The following is a 17,404-nucleotide window of genomic DNA, read 5'->3' on the forward strand; positions in this document are numbered from 1 at the left end:
CGCGTGAGCGGGCGGGAAAGGGTAAGCCCCGGGCGGACAATTAAGTGCGTTACTCGGCAGCGGCCTTGAACTTGTTGTAGTTGATCAGGCAGCCGGCCTTGACGATGGCACGCTCCTCTGCCGTCATATCGGCAATGTAGAGCTCAATCTGCTCGACCGCACCGTCGGCGCGCACCACGTAGGCGGCGATGTCCTTTAGGTCACCGTCGAGCGCGGCACGGATACCCGGCACAAAGACATAGTCGCCCACCTCAAAGCTGGGCTCGGCCTCCATCTGGAAGGGCACCATACCCCAGTTCATCACGTTGGAGCGATAGCGCTTGGTGGCGTACTCGTGGACGATGTTGGCCAGACCGCCGATCACGCGCTGACAGCTCGCGGCCTGCTCGCGGGCGGAACCGTCACCGGGCTTCTTGGCATAGAGCATGGAGCCGTACTCAGTCGCCTTGGCATCGGCCGCGACACCCGCGCCGACCAGCGCCTCAAACACGCCCGCAAGCTCGGCATCGAGTGCCGCCAGATCGCCTGCTGCCTCGCCGGCAACGCGGCGCTTCTCCACGGCGTCGACCTCCTTGGAGCGACCCACGTAGGCCGGATCGCGACGGCTGAGCGTAAACTCGGCCAGGCCCAGCGGGTTGGAGCGGAAGGAGCTCGTCTCGCCCGAAGGAATGAGCTCGTCGGTCGTGGTGACCGGATCCATGATCTTGGAGCACACCTTGAGCAGGATATCGTCGCCGAGCGGCTCCATCGCGGGCCACGGCTTGATGTTGGGACCCTCGACCAGCTCGTCGGCAGGCTCCGCCTTGCCAAAGCCCCAGTACACGCGCTTTTTGTACGGCGCGTCGTCAAAGGTGTACTCGCAGGCCTCGTCCCAAGTCTCCTCGGGCAGGTCGGTCGCCGGCGTCAGGACGCCGCCGTTGGCAGCCGTCGCCGCAATGGAGCGGGCGTCCATCAGGGCCACGGCGCTCAGCTGGCCATTGCCCGGCTTGGAACCCTCGCGGTTGGGGAAGTTGCGCGTAGTGTGGCGGATCGAAAGGCCGTTGTTGGCGGGCGTGTCGCCGGCGCCGAAGCACGGGCCGCAGAACGCCGTGCGCACGATCGCGCCGGCCTCCATGAGGTCGTAGATGTAGCCGCGGCGTGTAAGCTCGAGTGCCACGGGCTGGCTCGTGGGATAGACCGACAGCGAGAACTCGCCGCAGCCGGTGTTGGCGCCCTTGAGCACGCGGGCAGCCTGGACCACGGAGTCGTAGTTGCCGCCCGAGCAGCCGGCGATAACGCCCTGCTGCACGTGCAGCTTGCCGTCGACGATCTTGTCGAGCAGGCTAAAGTGCGTCTTGCCCTCGCCGATCTTGGCGGCCTCGAGCTCCACCTCGTGCAGGATGTCCTCGAGGTTCTCGTTGAGCTCGTCAATCTCAAAGCCGTTGGAAGGATGGAACGGCAGCGCGATCATGGGCTTGATGCTCGACAGATCGACCTCGACGCAGCCGTCGTAGTAGGCGACATCGGCGGGCTTGAGCTCGCGGTAGTCGTCGCCGCGGCCGTGCATGGCCAAAAACGCGTGTGTGTCCTCGTCGGTGGCCCAGATGGAGGAAAGGCAGGTGGTCTCGGTGGTCATGACGTCGACGCCGTTGCGATAGTCAGTCGTCATGCTCGCGATGCCGGGGCCCACGAACTCCATGACCTTGTTCTTGACGTAGCCCTTGGCAAAGACGGCGCGGATGATGGCGAGCGCCACATCGTGCGGGCCGACGCCGGGGCGCGGAGCGCCCGTGAGGTAGATGGCGACGACGCCGGGATAGGCGACATCGTAGGTGTCGCGCAGCAGCTGCTTTGCCAGCTCGCCGCCGCCCTCGCCCACGGCCATGGTGCCCAGGGCGCCGTAGCGGGTGTGCGAGTCGGAGCCCAAGATCATCTTGCCGCAGCCGGCGAAGTTCTCACGCATAAAGGAGTGGATGACCGCAATATGGGGCGGAACGAAGATGCCGCCGTACTTCTTAGCAGCGGAAAGGCCAAAGACGTGGTCGTCCTCGTTGATGGTGCCGCCCACGGCGCACAGCGAGTTATGGCAGTTGGTGAGCACGTAGGGCAGCGGGAACTGCTCCATGCCCGAGGCACGCGCCGTTTGGATGATGCCGACAAAGGTGATGTCGTGGCTCGCCATGGCGTCGAAGCGGATCTTGAGCGCCTCGGGATCTCCGGACGTATTGTGTGCCTGGAGGATCGAATACGCGATGGTGCCACGCTTGGCATCCTCGGGCGTCTGCGTAATACCGCGCTCGGCAGCCTCGGCCGCAGGCACAACCTCGCTGCCGCCGCGCAGGTAGATGCCGTCCTCGTACAGCTTGACCATACTGTCTCCCACTCTGCCCGAAAGGCTCGGGCGCATAGCATACATTCATTCAATATCGTGCCATAGAACAGTTGCGAGTGGGTTGCGAATCTGCACGTTCACTTTATCTCGGTAAAGTAAAGGACGAGCCCCTTGCATCACTCTCCTAACAAGGAGTGTCCCAAAGTGCCGGCACAAAAGGAACGTCCCCAAGTGCCAAATGCCGCAAGAATGTCCCCTTTGACTAGTCATTTAAGAACGTCCCCAATGACTACCCTGCCGTATCCGGAGCAAGGCAACGCCGCAGGTAGAGGACGGACAGCGAGCGACGTCCAGAGCGAACAAGTTGGCATGAAAAAGGCAAGGCATAGACCTTCTGGTCATGCCTTGCCTTTTGAATGACAAATTGTCGCTCTGGACGTCGAGCAGCGTCGGCCCGTTACGCGGTTTGGTAAAACCGCGTAACTACAAATCCCCGCCGGCGCCCAGCAGCTTGCGCATGACTTGCTCGGGGTTAACTGAGCCGTCGCGCGGGGCCAGGGCGGTAATCTTCTTTTGCATCTTGTACTCGTGCAGCTCGTCCTCGAGCTGGCGTACGCGGGCGCGGAGCTTCTCGTTCTCGCGTTCGCGCTCCTCGGCACGCTCCTTCATATCGAGGATGCGCACCACGCCGGCGAGGTTGATGCCCTCGTCGGTCAGTTGGTTGATGAGCTCCAGGCGCTCGATATCGGCACGCGAATACAGACGCGTGTTGCCGCCCGAGCGCTGGGGATTCACCAAGCCTTTGGACTCGTAGACGCGCAGAGTCTGCGGGTGCATGCCGGTCAGCTCGGCCGCCACGCTGATCATGTACAGCGGTTTGTTCCTATTGTCCTCGGCCATGCTACCTGACCCCTTTCCGTCTCGTTATCGTCCATCATAAGCCCGTGGGCGCGGGCGTGCGCCGCGACCGCCCTAGTACGTCGCCTTGTAACGGTTGACCTTCTCGCGATAGTCGCGTGTGTCGGTCTCGCGCAGCTTGGTCATGGCATCGCGCTCGTCATCGGATAGGTTCGTGGGGACCTGCACCTTGATCTCGACGAGCAGCGCGCCTGTGCGGCCACGGTGCTTAACGTCGGGCGCCCCCATTTCCTTAAAGCGGAACTTCTTGCCCGTCTGGGTACCCGCGGGCACCTTCAGACGAACCGTCGCACCGCCGGGCGTCGGCACGTCCACCGTGCAGCCGAGCGCCGCCTCGTAGACCGAGACCGGTACCTCCATGGTCACGTCGGCACCTTTGCGCTTAAACAGCGGGTGCTCCTCCACATGCGTGGTCACGACCAGATCGCCGCGCTCGCCACCCGCAACGCCATACTCGCCGCGACGCTTGTAGCGCAGCTTGCCGCCGTCGACCGCACCCGCAGGCACCGAGACCGTAATGGTCTGCTGCTCACCTGTCGAGGGAATGCGATAGGTGACCTTGTGCGTCACACCGCGAAACGCGTCCTCGGCCGTCACATCGACGGTCAGCGACAGGTCGCCGCCCTTGCGAGCACGGCTGCGGCCAGCGCCGGCACCGGCAGCGCCCGCAGCCCCGGCAAAGCCCGAGCCCCAATCGCTGCCCCAGGCGCCGTTGCCGCTAAAGATGCTGTCGAAGATGTCGCCCCAGCCGCTGGCACCCGCGCCGGCACCGTAGCCGCCGCCATACGCGCCGCCCGCGCCCGGCATACCGCCAAACATGAGCATCTGGTCGTACTCTTTGCGCTTCTTCTCGTCCGAAAGCGTCTCATAGGCCTCGCTGATCTCCTTAAACTTGGCCTCGTCGCCGCCGGCATCGGGGTGATATTTTTGCGCGAGCTTGCGAAACGCGCTCTTGATCTCTTTGTCGGAGGCGCTCTTGGATACGCCCAGGATGTCATAGAAGGTTTTGCCTGCAGCCATCGTAGCTCCTCTCCTGTTACGTCCGCCGCCCATGCAGACGACGGCCCATGCTTTCATATGGCACTAGGCCAGAAAGGGCCCCGGGTGTTGCCCCGGGGCCCTTCTCAATTACTCCTCGGTGCTCTCGGCCGTATCGGCCGCAGCATCCTCGGGCGCCGCTTCGGGCTCCGGTGCGGGGCGCTTCTCGCCACCGTAGGTCACCGTCACCATCGCGGAACGCAGAATGCGATCCGCCATGCGGTAGCCCTTCTGGTACACATCGTTGACGGTCTCGTCGTACTGCGATGCGTCCTCGACGCGACCCACAGCCTGGTGCTCGAGCGGATCGAACGCCTCGCCCTTGGGGTCGATGGGCTCAACGCCCTCGTGCGCAAACACATCGAGCAGCTTGGCATGAACCGCGTCAACGCCATCGACGAACTGCTTAAAGTCGTCGGAAAGCTCTTGGCTGCGGGCATGGTCAATCGCGCGCTCGATATCGTCGATCACCGGCAACAGCGCGGTGACAAGCTTCTCGGTCGCGCGCTCGCGCTCGGCGATACGCTCGTTTGCGGTGCGGCGACGGAAGTTCTCCCAGTCGGCCTGCAGACGGGCGGTGCGCTCGGTGGCGTCCTTTGCCTTGTCCTCGGCGGCCTTCTGAGCCTCTGCCGCAGCATCAAGCTCGTTGCGCACGTCGGTAAGCTCCTTCTGAGCCTGCTCGAACTTAAGCTTAAAGTCGTTGTCGGCGGCTTCCTCACCGGCGCGGATAGCGGCTTCCACCATCTCGTCCTCGGTCATCGTCGCCTCCTTGTTGGAATCCTCTACCTGGTTCTCGGCAGCCTCGGCGGCCTCGGCCTCGTTGGCCTCGGTATCGTCGACGGCCTCTACGGGAATCTTCACGTCCTTCTCCTCAGAGTCAACGGGGGCGGCGCCAGCGGCAGCCGCCTCCGTGCGAGCTTTACGGGCGGACATGATTACTTGTCCTCGTCGTCCACAACCTCGTAGTCGGCGTCGACGACGTCATCGTCGGCAGGCTGGGCGTCAGCGGCACCGTCGGTCTGCTGCTGAGCGTCGGCATAGACAACCTGGGCCAGCTCGTAGGCCACGGACTGCAGGGACTCGCCGGCGGCCTTGATGGCCTCGACGTCAGAGCCCTCGAGCGCCTTCTTGGCGTCGGCGATAGCGGCCTCGGCCTTGGACTTCACGTCGGCGGAAACCTTGTCACCGAGCTCGTTGAGGGTCTGCTCGGTGGAGTAGCACAGGCTGTCGGTCTGGTTGCGAACCTCGACCTCTTCCTTCTGCTTCTTGTCCTCCTCGGCATGAGCCTCGGCGTCCTTGACCATACGATCGACTTCGTCGTCGGACAGAGCGGTGGAGCCGGAAATGGTGATCTGCTGCTCCTTGCCGGTGCCCTTGTCCTTAGCGGAGACCTTGACGATGCCGTTGGCGTCGATGTCGAAGGTGACCTCGATCTGCGGCACGCCGCGGCGGGCAGCCGGGATACCGGTCAGCTGGAACTTACCGAGCGACTTGTTATCGCGGGCAAGCTCGCGCTCGCCCTGGAGCACGTTGATCTCGACGCTGGTCTGGTTGTCGGCAGCGGTGGAGTAGACCTCGGTCTTGGAGGTCGGGATCGTGGTGTTGCGGTCGATCATCTTGGTCATGATGCCGCCCATGGTCTCGACGCCCAGCGACAGCGGGGTAACGTCGAGCAGCAGGATGCCCTCGACGTCGCCGGTGAGCACGCCGCCCTGGACGGCAGCGCCGTCGGCAACGACCTCGTCGGGGTTCACGGACATGTTGGGCTGCTTGCCGGTCATCGTCTTGACGAGCTCCTGGACGGCGGGCATACGGGTGGAGCCGCCGACGAGGATGACCTCGGTCAGATCGGAGAGCTTAAGCTTGGCGTCGCGCAGTGCGTTGGTGACAGGCTGCTTGCAGCGCTCGAGCAGGTCGCGGGTGATCTTCTCGAACTCGGCGCGGGTCAGCGTGTAGTTGAGGTGCAGCGGGCCGGACTGGTTCATGGTAATGAACGGCAGGTTGATGGTGGTCTGCTGGGCGGCGGAAAGCTCCTTCTTGGCGTTCTCGGCGGCCTCCTTCAGACGCTGCAGGGCCATGGGGTCCTGACGCAGGTCGACACCGTTCTCCTGCTGGAACTTATCGGCCATCCAGTCGATGACGCGCTGATCCCAGTCGTCGCCGCCCAGGTGGTTGTCGCCCGAGGTGGACAGAACCTCAAACACGCCGTCGGCGAGGTCGAGGATGGAGACGTCGAAGGTACCGCCGCCCAGGTCGAAGACCAGGATGCGCTGGTCGGTGCCCTGCTTGTCCAGGCCATAGGCAAGAGCAGCAGCGGTCGGCTCGTTGACGATACGCTTGACGTTGAGGCCGGCGATCTTACCGGCGTCCTTGGTGGCCTGACGCTGGGCGTCGTTGAAGTAGGCCGGGACGGTGATGACGGCGTCGGTGACGGTCTCGCCCAGATACTTCTCGGCGTCGGCCTTCATCTTCGCGAGCGTCATGGCGCTCACCTGCTCAGCGGTGTAATCCTTGCCCTCGATGTCGACGACGGCACGGCCACCCTGGCCCTCCTTGACCTCGTACGGCACGGTCTTGATCTCGGAGGTGCACTCGGAGTACTTGCGGCCCATAAAGCGCTTGATGGAGAACACGGTGTTCTTGGGGTTGGTGACAGCCTGGTTCTTAGCGGCCTTACCCACAACGCGGTCGCCGTCGGCACGGAAGCCCACGACAGACGGGGTGGTGCGGTCGCCCTCGGCGTTCACGATAATGGTCGGAGAACCGCCCTCGAGGACGGCCATTGCGGAGTTAGTAGTACCAAGGTCGATACCAAGAATCTTGCCCATTAGAAATTCCCTCTCTCTTGTGCGTTTGCACCGACTCGGCGGTCTGCCGAGCGGTGTTTCGGCTTGTCTTTCAGGATGTAGTGTATCCCCTTATGGGCCGGAATATACAAAATCTAAGTCAATTCATATAAGATTTCTTATTGCCGAGAGTTTAGGTTCGCAAATACGCAGGTAGACGCACTGTTTGAGTTCTCGGCAAATCTATCGAGATCTATGTAGAGATGGCTGAGGTTTGGGTCCGAGGGTGCCTGGGGCTGCCTTGCGGAAAGCTCGTCCCGTTTTGAGCGTGGATTCCGGGTCGCAGTTTCCGCTAGCGGGTCCAACCGGAAACTGCGACCCGGTTTTCGGCAAAATAACGGGATGCGGTTTCCGCAAGCACGCTCAATCGCCCTATATTTCAAGTCACCTTTAGCTAACATTTGCGCAGCTCAACGGCCCCACCTGCGCATTTTTTAGTAAACCTTGGCATACTCGGCGAACGGTATGAAGATGCCGGTCAGAGGGTATTGCAAACGGTCGCTCCCGTGGTATGTTTTTGCCCGAATCAAACCGGCGCGCATCGCCTGTAGCGTCGGTCAACAGAGAGGAAACTACCATGGCTCATCCCGTAATTGATGCCGACGAGTGCATCGCTTGTGGCGTTTGCGTCGACTCCTGCCCCGCTGGCGTTCTGGAGCTCCAGGACGTCGCTACCGTCGCCGACGAGGACTCCTGCGTCGCCTGTGGCGCTTGCCAGGACGCTTGCCCCGCCGGCGCGATCACCGAGATCGTCGAGGAGTAACAACTCCCCCACTTGCACACTCAAAAGTACACCGTGCACAAAAAAGGAGGCCTCCGCATCGCCGCGGAGGCCTCCTTTTGCATTCGTTACTAGGACCACCAATTTGGGGACAGGTTTCAAATTGGTGGTTTTGTCCCGCCACGAGTTCGCCCAAAATGGGAATGTGGACAAAATCACCCGTATTAACAACTAAATCTGCAGCAGCCGAGACAAACCAACGACAGCCGAAGAAGTCAGACTGAACAGACGCTGGCAAAAATGTTCTGCATCTTTTTACTCTAATAGGAAGCAGCTATTTAAAGCTAGACGTAGCGATAGAAAAGCATTTCGCTTACAGCACCGAGCGCCCTATTCAAAATCAAACAGCTTTGCAACGGGAACTCTGTAGAGAAGCGCCAACGCGTAGAGGGTCTGAAGCCGAGGAGCTCGCTTTCCTTGCTCGATATATCCAATCGAAACCCGGTCCATGCCGAGCGCTTCTCCGACAGCCTCTTGGGACAACCCTTGGCTCTTTCGAAGAAGTTGCAGATGGTGGCCCAGCTGCTTGTTGAAGTTTTGAAAACCCTCTGTTTCGCATAAATCAACGCTATGACATACGAATTTGTTGAACAACAAACAGAGAGTTTGCAAACAGACTTTTCCCAGCTTAATATGCAAACAAGGCATTTGCGAAGGAATGATTTTATGGACAAGCAGAGCCATCGATTTGACGAATCTAAGGTCCGCGAGGCCGCCATGGTGATATGGCAAGCGTCTCATGAAGGACAAACCTCGATTAGCTATTCAGAGTTCGCTCGGAGGATGAAAATGGGAAATCCTCACAGCAGAGAGGTCGCCTTTCTTTTAGACGCCATCCAGGAATGGTGCGTGAATTTGGGTCTGCCAAGCTTGCCCGCTCTGGTAGGAAAAAAGAATGATTCGAACCATATCCCCGGAGAAGGATTCTTCGAATCCTATGCAAACCACTATTTCGAGAACGAAGATTGGCGGCACGAAGTAGTCGATTTCGAGAGAAATAGAATCTCAAAGGCTTCCGCGAAGTATCGAGAAGCGTTTTCCAATGACAAAAATGAACTCTACGGCATGTAGAAGTTTTAGATAAGAAACGGGGGCAGAAATGTACTGCTGGAAATGTGGTCACAAGAATTCTGAAATAGCAGTGTATTGCGAAAAATGCGGAGCGTCTCTTTGCGACCCTGAAGGTTCATATAAAGAAACAGAAGCGGATGTACAGGCCAATGAAAGCAAAAGGGCAGCCATAAATCGAACAAAACCGAGTGAAGACAGCGACGGTCTTTCTTATCAGGCGAACAGCGATGAAACAGCGAGCAGCGTTCAAATGGCGCACGAGGCAGTCGATAGTGCTAAAACCGCTTTTTCAAACCTCGGCAATCAAATGCAACGATCCGCATTTAACACGAAGCAGCAGAAAATAGGCCTTTCTTTTTCCTTTGGGTTTAACCAGAAAATGATGGTGCTAGCTACCTTAATTGCCATCGTCGCATCGTTTCTCGGTTTTTCTTCCAAAGAACTGACCTCCACATCCTATTTGGGCGGCAGCTATGTTGCCATGGGCTATTGGTGGTTTCAGCCTATTTGGATTATTGCAACCGTCTTGGGCTGCTATGGCCTTCCTTTGATTGGCGTCGCAACAGGCGGCATTTCTTTAGTTGTTATATTGAACAGCCTTATCAGAGATGCAGGATTTGGTTTCAGCGTTGGTGTTGGTGCGGTATTGCTTGTAGTGGGAACGACCATGATGGTCGTATTTCATCTTCGCGCGGTATTGGGACGCAACGGGAAAGACCTCTTTTCTAATTCTGAATTGAAAAATATACAGCAAGCTGCCAAGCAGGTGGTCGGAAGTATGTCCAATACCTACCAAGATACTGCGCAGAAGCAAGGCGACGGCAGTCCGATAACGAGTAACGAAACGGCAGGCAACGAAGCTGGAAAGAAATGGTGTCCCAATTGTGGCGCCATGCAGGATGAGTCTGCAAAATTCTGTGGCAAATGTGGCCATCGTTTTGAATAGAAGGTCTCTGTAAATCAAACCGAGGAGACTCATATGTACTGCACAGAATGCGGCACGAAAAACGAAGACGGAATGCAATTCTGCGTTCAATGCGGGGCACCACTGGATTCAGCCCAGGTTGATTTATCTAGTCAACCTCTTGAGCCAACTCAGTCTGCGCTTGGCAATCGACTGTGCAATATCTCTACAACCAGTCGGAGCAGACAACCCAAAAAGCGTACGCGAATCATTGTGGCAGCGATGATTGCGGCGTTAGTCGCATGCGGAGGTGCCAGCTATTACTTTGGCGTGTACATGCCGCAATCGAAACAGACGACAAAGAAGCAGAAGACCACTGCAGCTGAATACTCGAAGCATTCTGTTCTTATCAGTGTTTCCGGAGATGGATGGAATACATCGGAAGGAGCTTCCAAGCTACCGATCCGCGTGAAAGGAACCGATGTCAACGGAAGCAAAATCGACAAAACGGCATTTGTCGATTCCGATGGAAAAGGTCTTGAACTCATTCCGGGAACATATGAGCTCGTAATAGAGGGTACTCCGATTGGAGCGGACGGCTCGCTCTGGAACGTTTCCGATTCGAGCGTAAAATTTAAAGTGAAGCGTGCTCTCAAAGATGGCGAAAAGGCTGATTTCCGCGAGATGGCAAAGCTGACATTGGGTGACAAGATCGATCCAGCCGATGTTACCGACGAGCAAATCAATGCGGCAGAAAAGTTAGCCGAGCGGGGAGGTTGCGATTCGAAGAGCTCAGCGAAAGCTCTAGCTGCAGCCGCAAGGGGAGCTCGTGATGCAGCAGTTTCCGCCAAACAAGCCGAGGATGCTTCTGCCGCTCAAAAGCGCGCTGAGCAAGAGGCTGAAAATGCAAAGAAAGCCGTCGAGCAGAATGAGTCATCGACGTCTTCTCTATCAGAAATAAGCCCATTTTGGGGCGCATTCGTCATGGCCAGTAAGGACTATACAACATCGGAGAAAAAGGCAGATGATCTTAGAAACAGCGGGTTCCCAGGCGCAATTGTCGTGTGCACAACAGACTGGACAAACCTTAACAAGGAGACGTGGTATTCGGTTTCCGCTGGCAGGTTTTCAAGTCGAACTGAGGCGGAACAAGCGGTTTCTGCCTTAAAAAATCAAGGCATGTCGGATGCCTACGTCCGATATTCTGGAGACCACCAGTAGCCCCACATCTTAAACACGTTTTTACTTGCGGATTTAGCATTTCATATTTCATATCTCATAAAACGAGGGCCATCGCATCGGCGCGATAGCCCTCTTTTTTGCAATCCTCAATTTGAAACCTGTCCCCAAATTGGTGGTCTAGCCGAGGTTGTCCTCGTAGGGCATGAGGTCTGCTAGGTAGCCTTTCTCCTTGAGCATCGCCTCGATCTCGTCGAGGGTCTGCTCGTCTTCCGCCGCGATGCGATGGAAGTGGTAGCCGCTCGTCACCGTTAGTAGTGGAAAGCTCTTGCCGCTCTCGATATCGTGCAGGTAGCGCTCAACATCGCGACGATTGCGGATGTCCAGGTCGGCCGTGATCTTACCGTACACGCGGTGATTGACGATCACGTTGAGCACGGCACCACCGGCGTCGACGATACTCGTGAGCTCATCGCCTGCCTGCTCCACGCCGTGGCGAACCTTGACCAAGCGCGTGGGAACAGCCGGACTGCTCGCCGCCTCCTGCAACACGTAGCCGCGATTGGTCGCCACGATATCGTGCCCATCGGCGCGCAGCAGGGCGATGTCTTGCACGACAATCTGGCGGCTCACACCCACCTCACGAGCAAGTGCGCTGCCGGAGACGGGGCCCTTGGCTCGCTCGAGCACGCCCATGATGGCACGGCGACGCTCGCGGGCGTCCATTATTTGCCGTCCAGCAGACGCAGGTGCTTAAGCGAGAGGTCGAGAATCGGCGCAGAGTGCGTCAGGGCGCCCGAGCTAATATAGTCGACACCCAGATCGGCCAGGGCGCGAATGTTGTCGGCGTCCACGTTGCCCGAACACTCGGTCTTGGCACGACCGGCGATAAGCTCGATAGCGGCCGCCATGTCGTCATGGGTCATATTGTCGAGCATGATAATGTCGGCACCGGCTTCCACGGCCTCGCGCACCATGTCCAGGTTCTCGCACTCGATCTCGACCGTCGCGGTAAACGATGCATGGGCGCGCGCCATCTCGATTGCACGCGCCACGCCGCCGGCGGCATCGATGTGGTTGTCCTTGAGCATGACGGCCGTCGACAGGTTGTAACGGTGGTTGCTGCCGCCGCCAATCTCGACCGCGGCCTTCTCAAAGACGCGCATGCCCGGCGTGGTCTTGCGCGTATCGACGAGCACGGTCTTGGTGCCCTCGAGCGCCGCGGCCATCTGGTGCGTATAGGTAGCGATACCGCTCATGCGCTGCAGGTAGTTGAGCGCCACGCGCTCGCCCGAAAGCAGTACGCGCGCATCGCCACGCACCTGCCCCACGTGGTCACCGGCGTGGACCTCGTCACCGTCGGCAACATCAAACAGCACCGAGCTCTGCGAATCCAGCAGCTCAAAGGTGCGAGCGAACACATCCAGGCCCGCGATGATGCCATCGGCCTTGGCGATAAGCTCCACCGTGGCGGGGCGCGCCGTGGGGCACACGCTCGCCGTGCTCACGTCCTCAAAGGTAATGTCCTCGCGCAGAGCCTGCAGAATCAGATCATCGACGACGAGCTTCATGGTAATGGGATTCATGGTCTACTCCTCCACGGCCTGCGTGCCGGCGGCACGGGCCAGATCATCGATTGCCAGGATGTCGGCGCTCAGGGCGCGATGACGGCCATCGAGCGCGGGATTGCCCGCCTGCTCCACGGCCAGTGACTCGCCGGTACGCATATACCACGCGGCGCGACGACCCCAGACCAGCGCTTCGAGCAGGCTGTTTGATGCAAGGCGATTCTTGCCGTGAACGCCGTTGCAGGCCGTCTCGCCCGCGGCGTAGAGCTCGGGCATCGAGGTGCGGCCGTCCTTATCGACCCATACGCCACCCATAAAGTAGTGCTGCGTGGGCGTAACGGGGATGGGCTCGTCCAAGATGTCGCGGCCGTCCTCAAGGCAGCGCGCGCGAATGTTGGCAAAATGCCCGGTCACCACATCGCGTTCGACGGGGGCGAAGCTCAGCCACTCGTGCTCGGTACCGTCCTGCTTCATCTGCTCGCGAATGGCGGCGGCGACCACATCACGCGGCTGAAGCTCGTCGGTAAAGCGCTCGCCGGCGGCGTTGAGCAAAATCGCGCCCTCGCCGCGGCAGCTCTCGCTGATCAGGAAGGTGCGGCCCGGCTGCGGCGAGAACAGTCCCGTGGGGTGAATCTGCACGTAGTCCAGATGCTCCATCTTAATGCCATGCTCCTGAGCAATGTAGCAGGCATCGCCCGTGAGCTGCGGGTAGTTGGTCGAATGGTCGTATACGCCGCCGATACCGCCCGTCGCCCACAGCGTGTGGCGGGCATGGATCTTAAACGGCTCGCCGGCATGCACGCCCCCGGCGGCATTTGTCAGCTCGTCGGCGGGACGAACCGAGTTGTCCTCGTCCACGGAAACGGCGACGACACCGGCACACACCGTGGCGCCGTCACGCTCGCCCGTCAGGATATCGGTCATGGCTACGTGCTCCAAAATCTGCACGTTATCCAGCTTGCGAACGGCCTGGAGCAGCTTGGTCGTAATCTCCTTGCCGGTGATATCGGCATGGAAGGCAATGCGCGGACGGCTGTGCGCGCCCTCGCGGGTAAAGTCGAGGCTGCCGTCGGCCTTGCGCTCAAAATCCACGCCCATCGCTAGCAGGTCGTTGATGACCGAGCGGCTCGAGCGGATCATGATGTCGACGCTCTCGCGGCGGTTCTCGTAATGGCCGGCGTGCATGGTGTCCTCAAAGAAGGCATCGTAGTCCGAGCCCTCGGGCAGCACGCAGATGCCGCCCTGTGCGAGCATCGAATCGCACTCGTCGACAGCGCCCTTGGAGAGCATGATCACGCGCGTGCTCGTCGGCAGGTTGAGAGCCGCGTACAGGCCCGCTACGCCGCAGCCGGCAATGACGACGTCGCACTCCATGTCGGGGTATTGCTTGGTTTCCATAGGAATCCTCTCCCTTGAATGTGACATAAGGGACCATCCCTCATGCCACATTGTTCTAGCGCGCTGCGTACTCGAGCATGCGGTCGAGCGTAAGTTTGGCCTGGTCGGCAGCCTCGTCCGACACGCCGATCTGCACCTCGCCCTCACCCGTCTCCAGGCAGCGCACGAGCTTTTCGAGCGTGATGAGATCCATGTTGACGCAGGTGGGCTGCACCGCAGGGAAATAGAACTTTTTGCCGGCGCCCTCGCAGCGGCGCTCGAGCTCGTAGAGCACGCCGCGGACCGTCACGATGATGAACTCGCTCGCGTCCGACTCCTCGGCGTACTTGATGATGCCGGCGGTGGAGCCGATGTAGTCGGCCTCGGCCAGAACGTCGGCCTTGCACTCGGGATGCGCCAGCACGAGCGCGTCGGGGTGGGCCTCCGTCGCGTCAACGATCTGCTCGACGGTGATGATGTGGTGGCGCGGGCAGTAGCCCTTGTTGAGGATGACGTGCTTTTGCGGCACCTGCTCGGCTACGAAGCGACCCAGGTTTTGGTCGGGAATGAACAGGACATGCTGCTGCGGCAGCTCGGACACAATCTTGACGGCGTTGGAGCTGGTGACACACACATCACTCCAGCTCTTGATCTCGACCGTGGAGTTGACGTAGCAGACCACGGCAAGGTCGTCACCGTACTCGGCGCGCGCCGCGTCGACCGTCTCACGCTTGACCATGTGCGCCATGGGGCAGTCCGCGCCCGGCTCGGGCAGCAGCACGGTCTTGGTGGGGTTGAGCAGCTTGGCGCTCTCGCCCATAAACTCCACGCCGCACAGCACGATGGTCTGCTGCGGCAGGCTCTTGGCAAGCTTTGCCAGGTAAAAGCTGTCGCCGACGTAATCAGCCACGGCCTGTACCTCGGGCGCCACGTAATAGTGCGCTAGGATCACCGCGTCACGTTGGGTTTTTAGTTGTTGAATGGCCTCGACAAGCTCTGCGGGCACCAGTGCCGCGCGCTCCGTTGCCGTCGTTGCCGATGCTAGGCCGGCCGCGATATCGCGTGCAAGCTCCGACGCATCCATGTTCGCGCTCTGTGCCATCAAGGCCCCTCTCTTTTGGCGAATCTTGGGGCTTTAGTATGACACCTAGGTTTACAGCTGACAAGACAGCTGTAAACCTAGGTGTCAAGTTGAAATAAAGATTCAATCATGTGGCAGGTCCATTTTCGAACTGGCAAGCTGAGGATAGCCGAGCTCTCGATAGCGCAGGAGGCATCTTTCGCCACCGCAATACCGCTCGGCGCGAGTTGCACGACGTGGGGCGCAAATGGGACACGCCTCCGCGAGCGGTCCGCACCCAATGTGGCAAAATCGAACTACTAAGGGGGCCCAGAATGCTCAAGATTATTGCCTGCGACGATGATGTCGCTTTTCTAGATAGACTGCACCGGATGATCGACCGTTGGTCGACCGAGACGGGCACGGCGGTCGATGTTGCGCTCGTCACGCGCGGCGAGGACCTGCTGGCCCGCCATGCCGCATCGCGCGCCGACATCATTCTGCTCGACATGATCATGCCGCTCGTCAACGGCATGGACACCGCGCGCGAATTGCGCCAGGCCGATACCGCCGTGCGTCTGGTGTTTCTCACTTCATCGCCCGAGTTTGCACTGGAGTCCTACGAGGTCCGCGCCTTCGATTATCTGCTCAAGCCCGTAACTTATGAACGCCTGGCGCAGTTACTCGACGAGCTTTCGAGCATGCGCCCGCCGGCAACCGACGAGCTCGTGATCAAAACGTCCTTTGGTTACCACGCCCTGCGCCTGTCCGACATCGAATATGCCGAGGCGCGCAACAAGCACGTGGTCTTCCACCTGCGCGATGGACGCGATATCGAGGCACTCGAGTCGTTCCGCAGCGTCGAGGACCGTTTGGCGCAAAATGCTACCTTCTTTAAATGCCACCGCAGCTACCAGGTCAACCTGCGCAATATCGATCACTTTGACCGCACGGACATCGTCATGCGCTCGGGTGCGTGCATCCCGCTTTCGCGCAGCTGCAAGCAGGGATTCCAAGACGCCTACTTTGCGGTTCGCTTTGAGGGTGGGAGACACTGATGGTCTCCTCGGTCGAAATGGTCCTTTGGGCAATCCACCACGCCACGACGCTGCTCTTTGGCGTCTTTGCCTCGGCGGCGCTGTGCGGTATCGAGATCAACCGGCGTCATGCGCTTGAACTGGTGCTGGTCGGTGCCGTAACTGGATGCGCATTTGGCCTCGCCAATGCCGTCGGCGGCGAGCTTTTCGCCCGCCAGGTATATCCACTCGTCGTGCATCTGCCGCTCGTCATCTATTTGTGCGCGCGCTACCGCCTGAGCCCGCTGCTTGCCGTGCTCGGCATTACGAGTGCCTATCTGAGCTGCCAGTTCAGCAATTGGATGGGCATCGCCGCCTTTGCCGCAACCGATTCTCAGATCGCGTACTATCTGGCGCGCATCGCGACCACACTCGCCGTCTTTGCTGTCCTGTTGCATTGGGCCGGCGACATCGGTCCGCGCTTGGCGATTAAAAGCACCACCGAGCTGGGCATCCTTTTAATCCTGCCGCTCGTCTATTACGTCTTTGACTATGCCACCAACGTCTACACCACGCTGTTCCACTCGGGCTCGGTGGTAACGGTTGAGTTTTTGGCATTTGCGCTCTGTGCCTTCTATCTTATGTTTCTTGCCGTTTACCTGCGCGAATACGAAGAAAAGGAAACCGCCGAGCGAGAGCGCTGGATGCTCGAAACCCGCGACAGCGCCGCCATCAAAGAGCTCGAGGCTTGGCGTCAATCTGGGCGCGAGCTGTCGATTCTTCGCCACGATATGCGCCACTTCCTACGCGGCCTGGCCGCTTTAATTGAGGAGGGCCACACCGACGAGGCGCTCAAACGCATCGATGAACTCTGCGAAGCCGGCGATCGCACCGCCGTACGCCGCTTCTGCGCCAACGAGACCGTAAACATCGCGCTTTCGTCATTTAACTCGGATATCAATAGAAACGGCATTACCGCCAACCTGCGCGCCGCCGTACCCGAAACCATCCACGTAGGTGACGCCGACCTGTTTAGCGTGCTCTCAAATGCCTTGGAAAACGCTATCACCGCCGCGAGCGCCGCGCCCCAGGGAAAGCGATTCGTCGACTTTGACCTGCGATTAGAGGACGGCCAGCTGCTGCTGTTAGTTTCCAACACGTTTGACCGCGCGCCGCGCATGGTCGACGGCATGCCCGTGACCCGGCATGCGGGCCACGGCTTTGGCACCAAGAGCATCAAACTTGCCGTGGAGCGCATGAACGGCAACTGTCAGTTCCGCATTAACGGCGATCGGTTTGAGCTGCGCGCTGTGATGTAGAAGTGCGGCGCCGATC

16 protein-coding genes are annotated in these 17,404 nt (G+C 59.6%); 6 read left to right on the forward strand and 10 right to left on the reverse strand.

All coding sequences use genetic code 11. The features are described from left to right. Nucleotides 1-49: 49 nt before the first annotated feature. From ACKUTP_RS01420 to dnaK, 5 genes are all read right to left on the reverse strand, one after another. Nucleotides 50-2,350 carry a hydratase gene (locus ACKUTP_RS01420; protein WP_117876923.1) on the reverse strand — a complete coding sequence of 767 codons (2,301 nt, stop codon included), beginning with the start codon at nt 2,348-2,350 and terminating at the stop codon, nt 50-52. Nucleotides 2,351-2,794: 444 nt separating this feature from the next. Next, nucleotides 2,795-3,211: a heat shock protein transcriptional repressor HspR gene (locus ACKUTP_RS01425; RefSeq protein WP_006235210.1), complete on the reverse strand. Its 417-nt coding sequence runs from the start codon at nt 3,209-3,211 to the stop codon at nt 2,795-2,797. Nucleotides 3,212-3,283: 72 nt separating this feature from the next. Further along, nucleotides 3,284-4,249, reverse strand: a complete 966-nt coding sequence (locus tag ACKUTP_RS01430; protein ID WP_117876925.1) for a DnaJ C-terminal domain-containing protein — start codon at nt 4,247-4,249, stop codon at nt 3,284-3,286. A gap of 108 nt (nt 4,250-4,357) precedes the next feature. Continuing rightward, the gene (locus tag ACKUTP_RS01435; protein ID WP_409063386.1) at nt 4,358-5,200 is read right to left on the reverse strand and encodes a nucleotide exchange factor GrpE; all 843 of its coding nucleotides are present in this window, start codon (nt 5,198-5,200) and stop codon (nt 4,358-4,360) included. A gap of 2 nt (nt 5,201-5,202) precedes the next feature. Next, nucleotides 5,203-7,095, reverse strand: a complete 1,893-nt coding sequence (dnaK, locus tag ACKUTP_RS01440; RefSeq protein ID WP_409063387.1) for a molecular chaperone DnaK — start codon at nt 7,093-7,095, stop codon at nt 5,203-5,205. A gap of 529 nt (nt 7,096-7,624) precedes the next feature. Here dnaK and ACKUTP_RS01445 point away from each other — a divergent pair. After that, a complete protein-coding gene (locus ACKUTP_RS01445; RefSeq protein WP_158564522.1) occupies nt 7,625-7,876 on the forward strand; it encodes a 4Fe-4S binding protein in 252 nt (83 codons plus the stop codon). A gap of 348 nt (nt 7,877-8,224) precedes the next feature. On the opposite strand, the gene ACKUTP_RS01450 is transcribed toward ACKUTP_RS01445, so the two are convergent. Further along, entirely contained in the window at nt 8,225-8,635 is a 411-nt protein-coding gene (locus ACKUTP_RS01450) for a helix-turn-helix transcriptional regulator (protein ID WP_409063388.1), read from the reverse strand. Here ACKUTP_RS01450 and ACKUTP_RS01455 point away from each other — a divergent pair. From ACKUTP_RS01455 to ACKUTP_RS01465, 3 genes are read left to right on the forward strand one after another with little or no spacing between them, the layout of a single operon-like run. Then, nucleotides 8,561-8,965, forward strand: coding sequence for a hypothetical protein (locus ACKUTP_RS01455; RefSeq protein ID WP_409063885.1), 405 nt, complete (start codon nt 8,561-8,563; stop codon nt 8,963-8,965). The two genes, ACKUTP_RS01450 and ACKUTP_RS01455, sit on opposite strands and share 75 nt — an antisense overlap. A gap of 28 nt (nt 8,966-8,993) precedes the next feature. Continuing rightward, entirely contained in the window at nt 8,994-9,911 is a 918-nt protein-coding gene (locus ACKUTP_RS01460) for a zinc ribbon domain-containing protein (RefSeq protein ID WP_409063389.1), read from the forward strand. A 33-nt stretch (nt 9,912-9,944) separates the two neighbouring features. After that, on the forward strand, nt 9,945-11,090 hold the full coding sequence (locus ACKUTP_RS01465) for a zinc-ribbon domain-containing protein (protein WP_409063390.1): 1,146 nt from the start codon (nt 9,945-9,947) through the stop codon (nt 11,088-11,090). 138 nt (nt 11,091-11,228) lie between these two features. Here ACKUTP_RS01465 and ACKUTP_RS01470 read toward each other — a convergent pair whose 3' ends face one another. From ACKUTP_RS01470 to nadA, 4 genes are read right to left on the reverse strand one after another with little or no spacing between them, the layout of a single operon-like run. Continuing rightward, nucleotides 11,229-11,774, reverse strand: a complete 546-nt coding sequence (locus ACKUTP_RS01470; RefSeq protein WP_409063391.1) for a transcription repressor NadR — start codon at nt 11,772-11,774, stop codon at nt 11,229-11,231. Beyond that, a complete protein-coding gene (nadC, locus tag ACKUTP_RS01475; RefSeq protein WP_409063392.1) occupies nt 11,774-12,634 on the reverse strand; it encodes a carboxylating nicotinate-nucleotide diphosphorylase in 861 nt (286 codons plus the stop codon). Before nadC ends, ACKUTP_RS01470 begins: the two co-directional genes overlap by 1 nt. Nucleotides 12,635-12,637: 3 nt before the next feature. Continuing rightward, the gene (locus tag ACKUTP_RS01480) at nt 12,638-14,014 is read right to left on the reverse strand and encodes an L-aspartate oxidase (protein ID WP_409063393.1); all 1,377 of its coding nucleotides are present in this window, start codon (nt 14,012-14,014) and stop codon (nt 12,638-12,640) included. Nucleotides 14,015-14,069: 55 nt separating this feature from the next. Continuing rightward, the gene (gene nadA / locus ACKUTP_RS01485) at nt 14,070-15,095 is read right to left on the reverse strand and encodes a quinolinate synthase NadA (RefSeq protein ID WP_409063394.1); all 1,026 of its coding nucleotides are present in this window, start codon (nt 15,093-15,095) and stop codon (nt 14,070-14,072) included. Between the two features lie 293 nt (nt 15,096-15,388). Between nadA and ACKUTP_RS01490 the strand changes: the two genes are divergently transcribed. Next, nucleotides 15,389-16,111, forward strand: coding sequence for a LytR/AlgR family response regulator transcription factor (locus tag ACKUTP_RS01490; protein ID WP_409063395.1), 723 nt, complete (start codon nt 15,389-15,391; stop codon nt 16,109-16,111). Further along, nucleotides 16,111-17,388: a sensor histidine kinase gene (locus tag ACKUTP_RS01495; RefSeq protein WP_409063396.1), complete on the forward strand. Its 1,278-nt coding sequence runs from the start codon at nt 16,111-16,113 to the stop codon at nt 17,386-17,388. Before ACKUTP_RS01490 ends, ACKUTP_RS01495 begins: the two co-directional genes overlap by 1 nt. Nucleotides 17,389-17,404: the final 16 nt, after the last annotated feature.

Source organism: Collinsella sp. wc0529, assembly GCF_046116875.1.
Classification (GTDB): Bacteria; Actinomycetota; Coriobacteriia; order Coriobacteriales; family Coriobacteriaceae; genus Collinsella.

Bases quoted from the DNA above. Each gene is read 5' to 3' on its own strand.
- nadA (WP_409063394.1), bottom strand. From the start codon at position 15,095: ATGGCACAGAGCGCGAACATGGATGCGTCGGAGCTTGCACGCGATATC.
- ACKUTP_RS01420 (WP_117876923.1), bottom strand. From the start codon at position 2,350: ATGGTCAAGCTGTACGAGGACGGCATCTACCTGCGCGGCGGCAGCGAG.
- ACKUTP_RS01480 (WP_409063393.1), bottom strand. From the start codon at position 14,014: ATGGAAACCAAGCAATACCCCGACATGGAGTGCGACGTCGTCATTGCC.
- ACKUTP_RS01450 (WP_409063388.1), bottom strand. From the start codon at position 8,635: ATGAGACGCTTGCCATATCACCATGGCGGCCTCGCGGACCTTAGATTC.
- ACKUTP_RS01425 (WP_006235210.1), bottom strand. From the start codon at position 3,211: ATGGCCGAGGACAATAGGAACAAACCGCTGTACATGATCAGCGTGGCG.
- nadC (WP_409063392.1), bottom strand. From the start codon at position 12,634: ATGAATCCCATTACCATGAAGCTCGTCGTCGATGATCTGATTCTGCAG.
- ACKUTP_RS01465 (WP_409063390.1), top strand. From the start codon at position 9,945: ATGTACTGCACAGAATGCGGCACGAAAAACGAAGACGGAATGCAATTC.
- ACKUTP_RS01455 (WP_409063885.1), top strand. From the start codon at position 8,561: ATGGACAAGCAGAGCCATCGATTTGACGAATCTAAGGTCCGCGAGGCC.
- ACKUTP_RS01490 (WP_409063395.1), top strand. From the start codon at position 15,389: ATGCTCAAGATTATTGCCTGCGACGATGATGTCGCTTTTCTAGATAGA.
- ACKUTP_RS01460 (WP_409063389.1), top strand. From the start codon at position 8,994: ATGTACTGCTGGAAATGTGGTCACAAGAATTCTGAAATAGCAGTGTAT.
- dnaK (WP_409063387.1), bottom strand. From the start codon at position 7,095: ATGGGCAAGATTCTTGGTATCGACCTTGGTACTACTAACTCCGCAATG.
- ACKUTP_RS01445 (WP_158564522.1), top strand. From the start codon at position 7,625: ATGTTTTTGCCCGAATCAAACCGGCGCGCATCGCCTGTAGCGTCGGTC.
- ACKUTP_RS01495 (WP_409063396.1), top strand. From the start codon at position 16,111: ATGGTCTCCTCGGTCGAAATGGTCCTTTGGGCAATCCACCACGCCACG.
- ACKUTP_RS01435 (WP_409063386.1), bottom strand. From the start codon at position 5,200: ATGTCCGCCCGTAAAGCTCGCACGGAGGCGGCTGCCGCTGGCGCCGCC.
- ACKUTP_RS01470 (WP_409063391.1), bottom strand. From the start codon at position 11,774: ATGGACGCCCGCGAGCGTCGCCGTGCCATCATGGGCGTGCTCGAGCGA.
- ACKUTP_RS01430 (WP_117876925.1), bottom strand. From the start codon at position 4,249: ATGGCTGCAGGCAAAACCTTCTATGACATCCTGGGCGTATCCAAGAGC.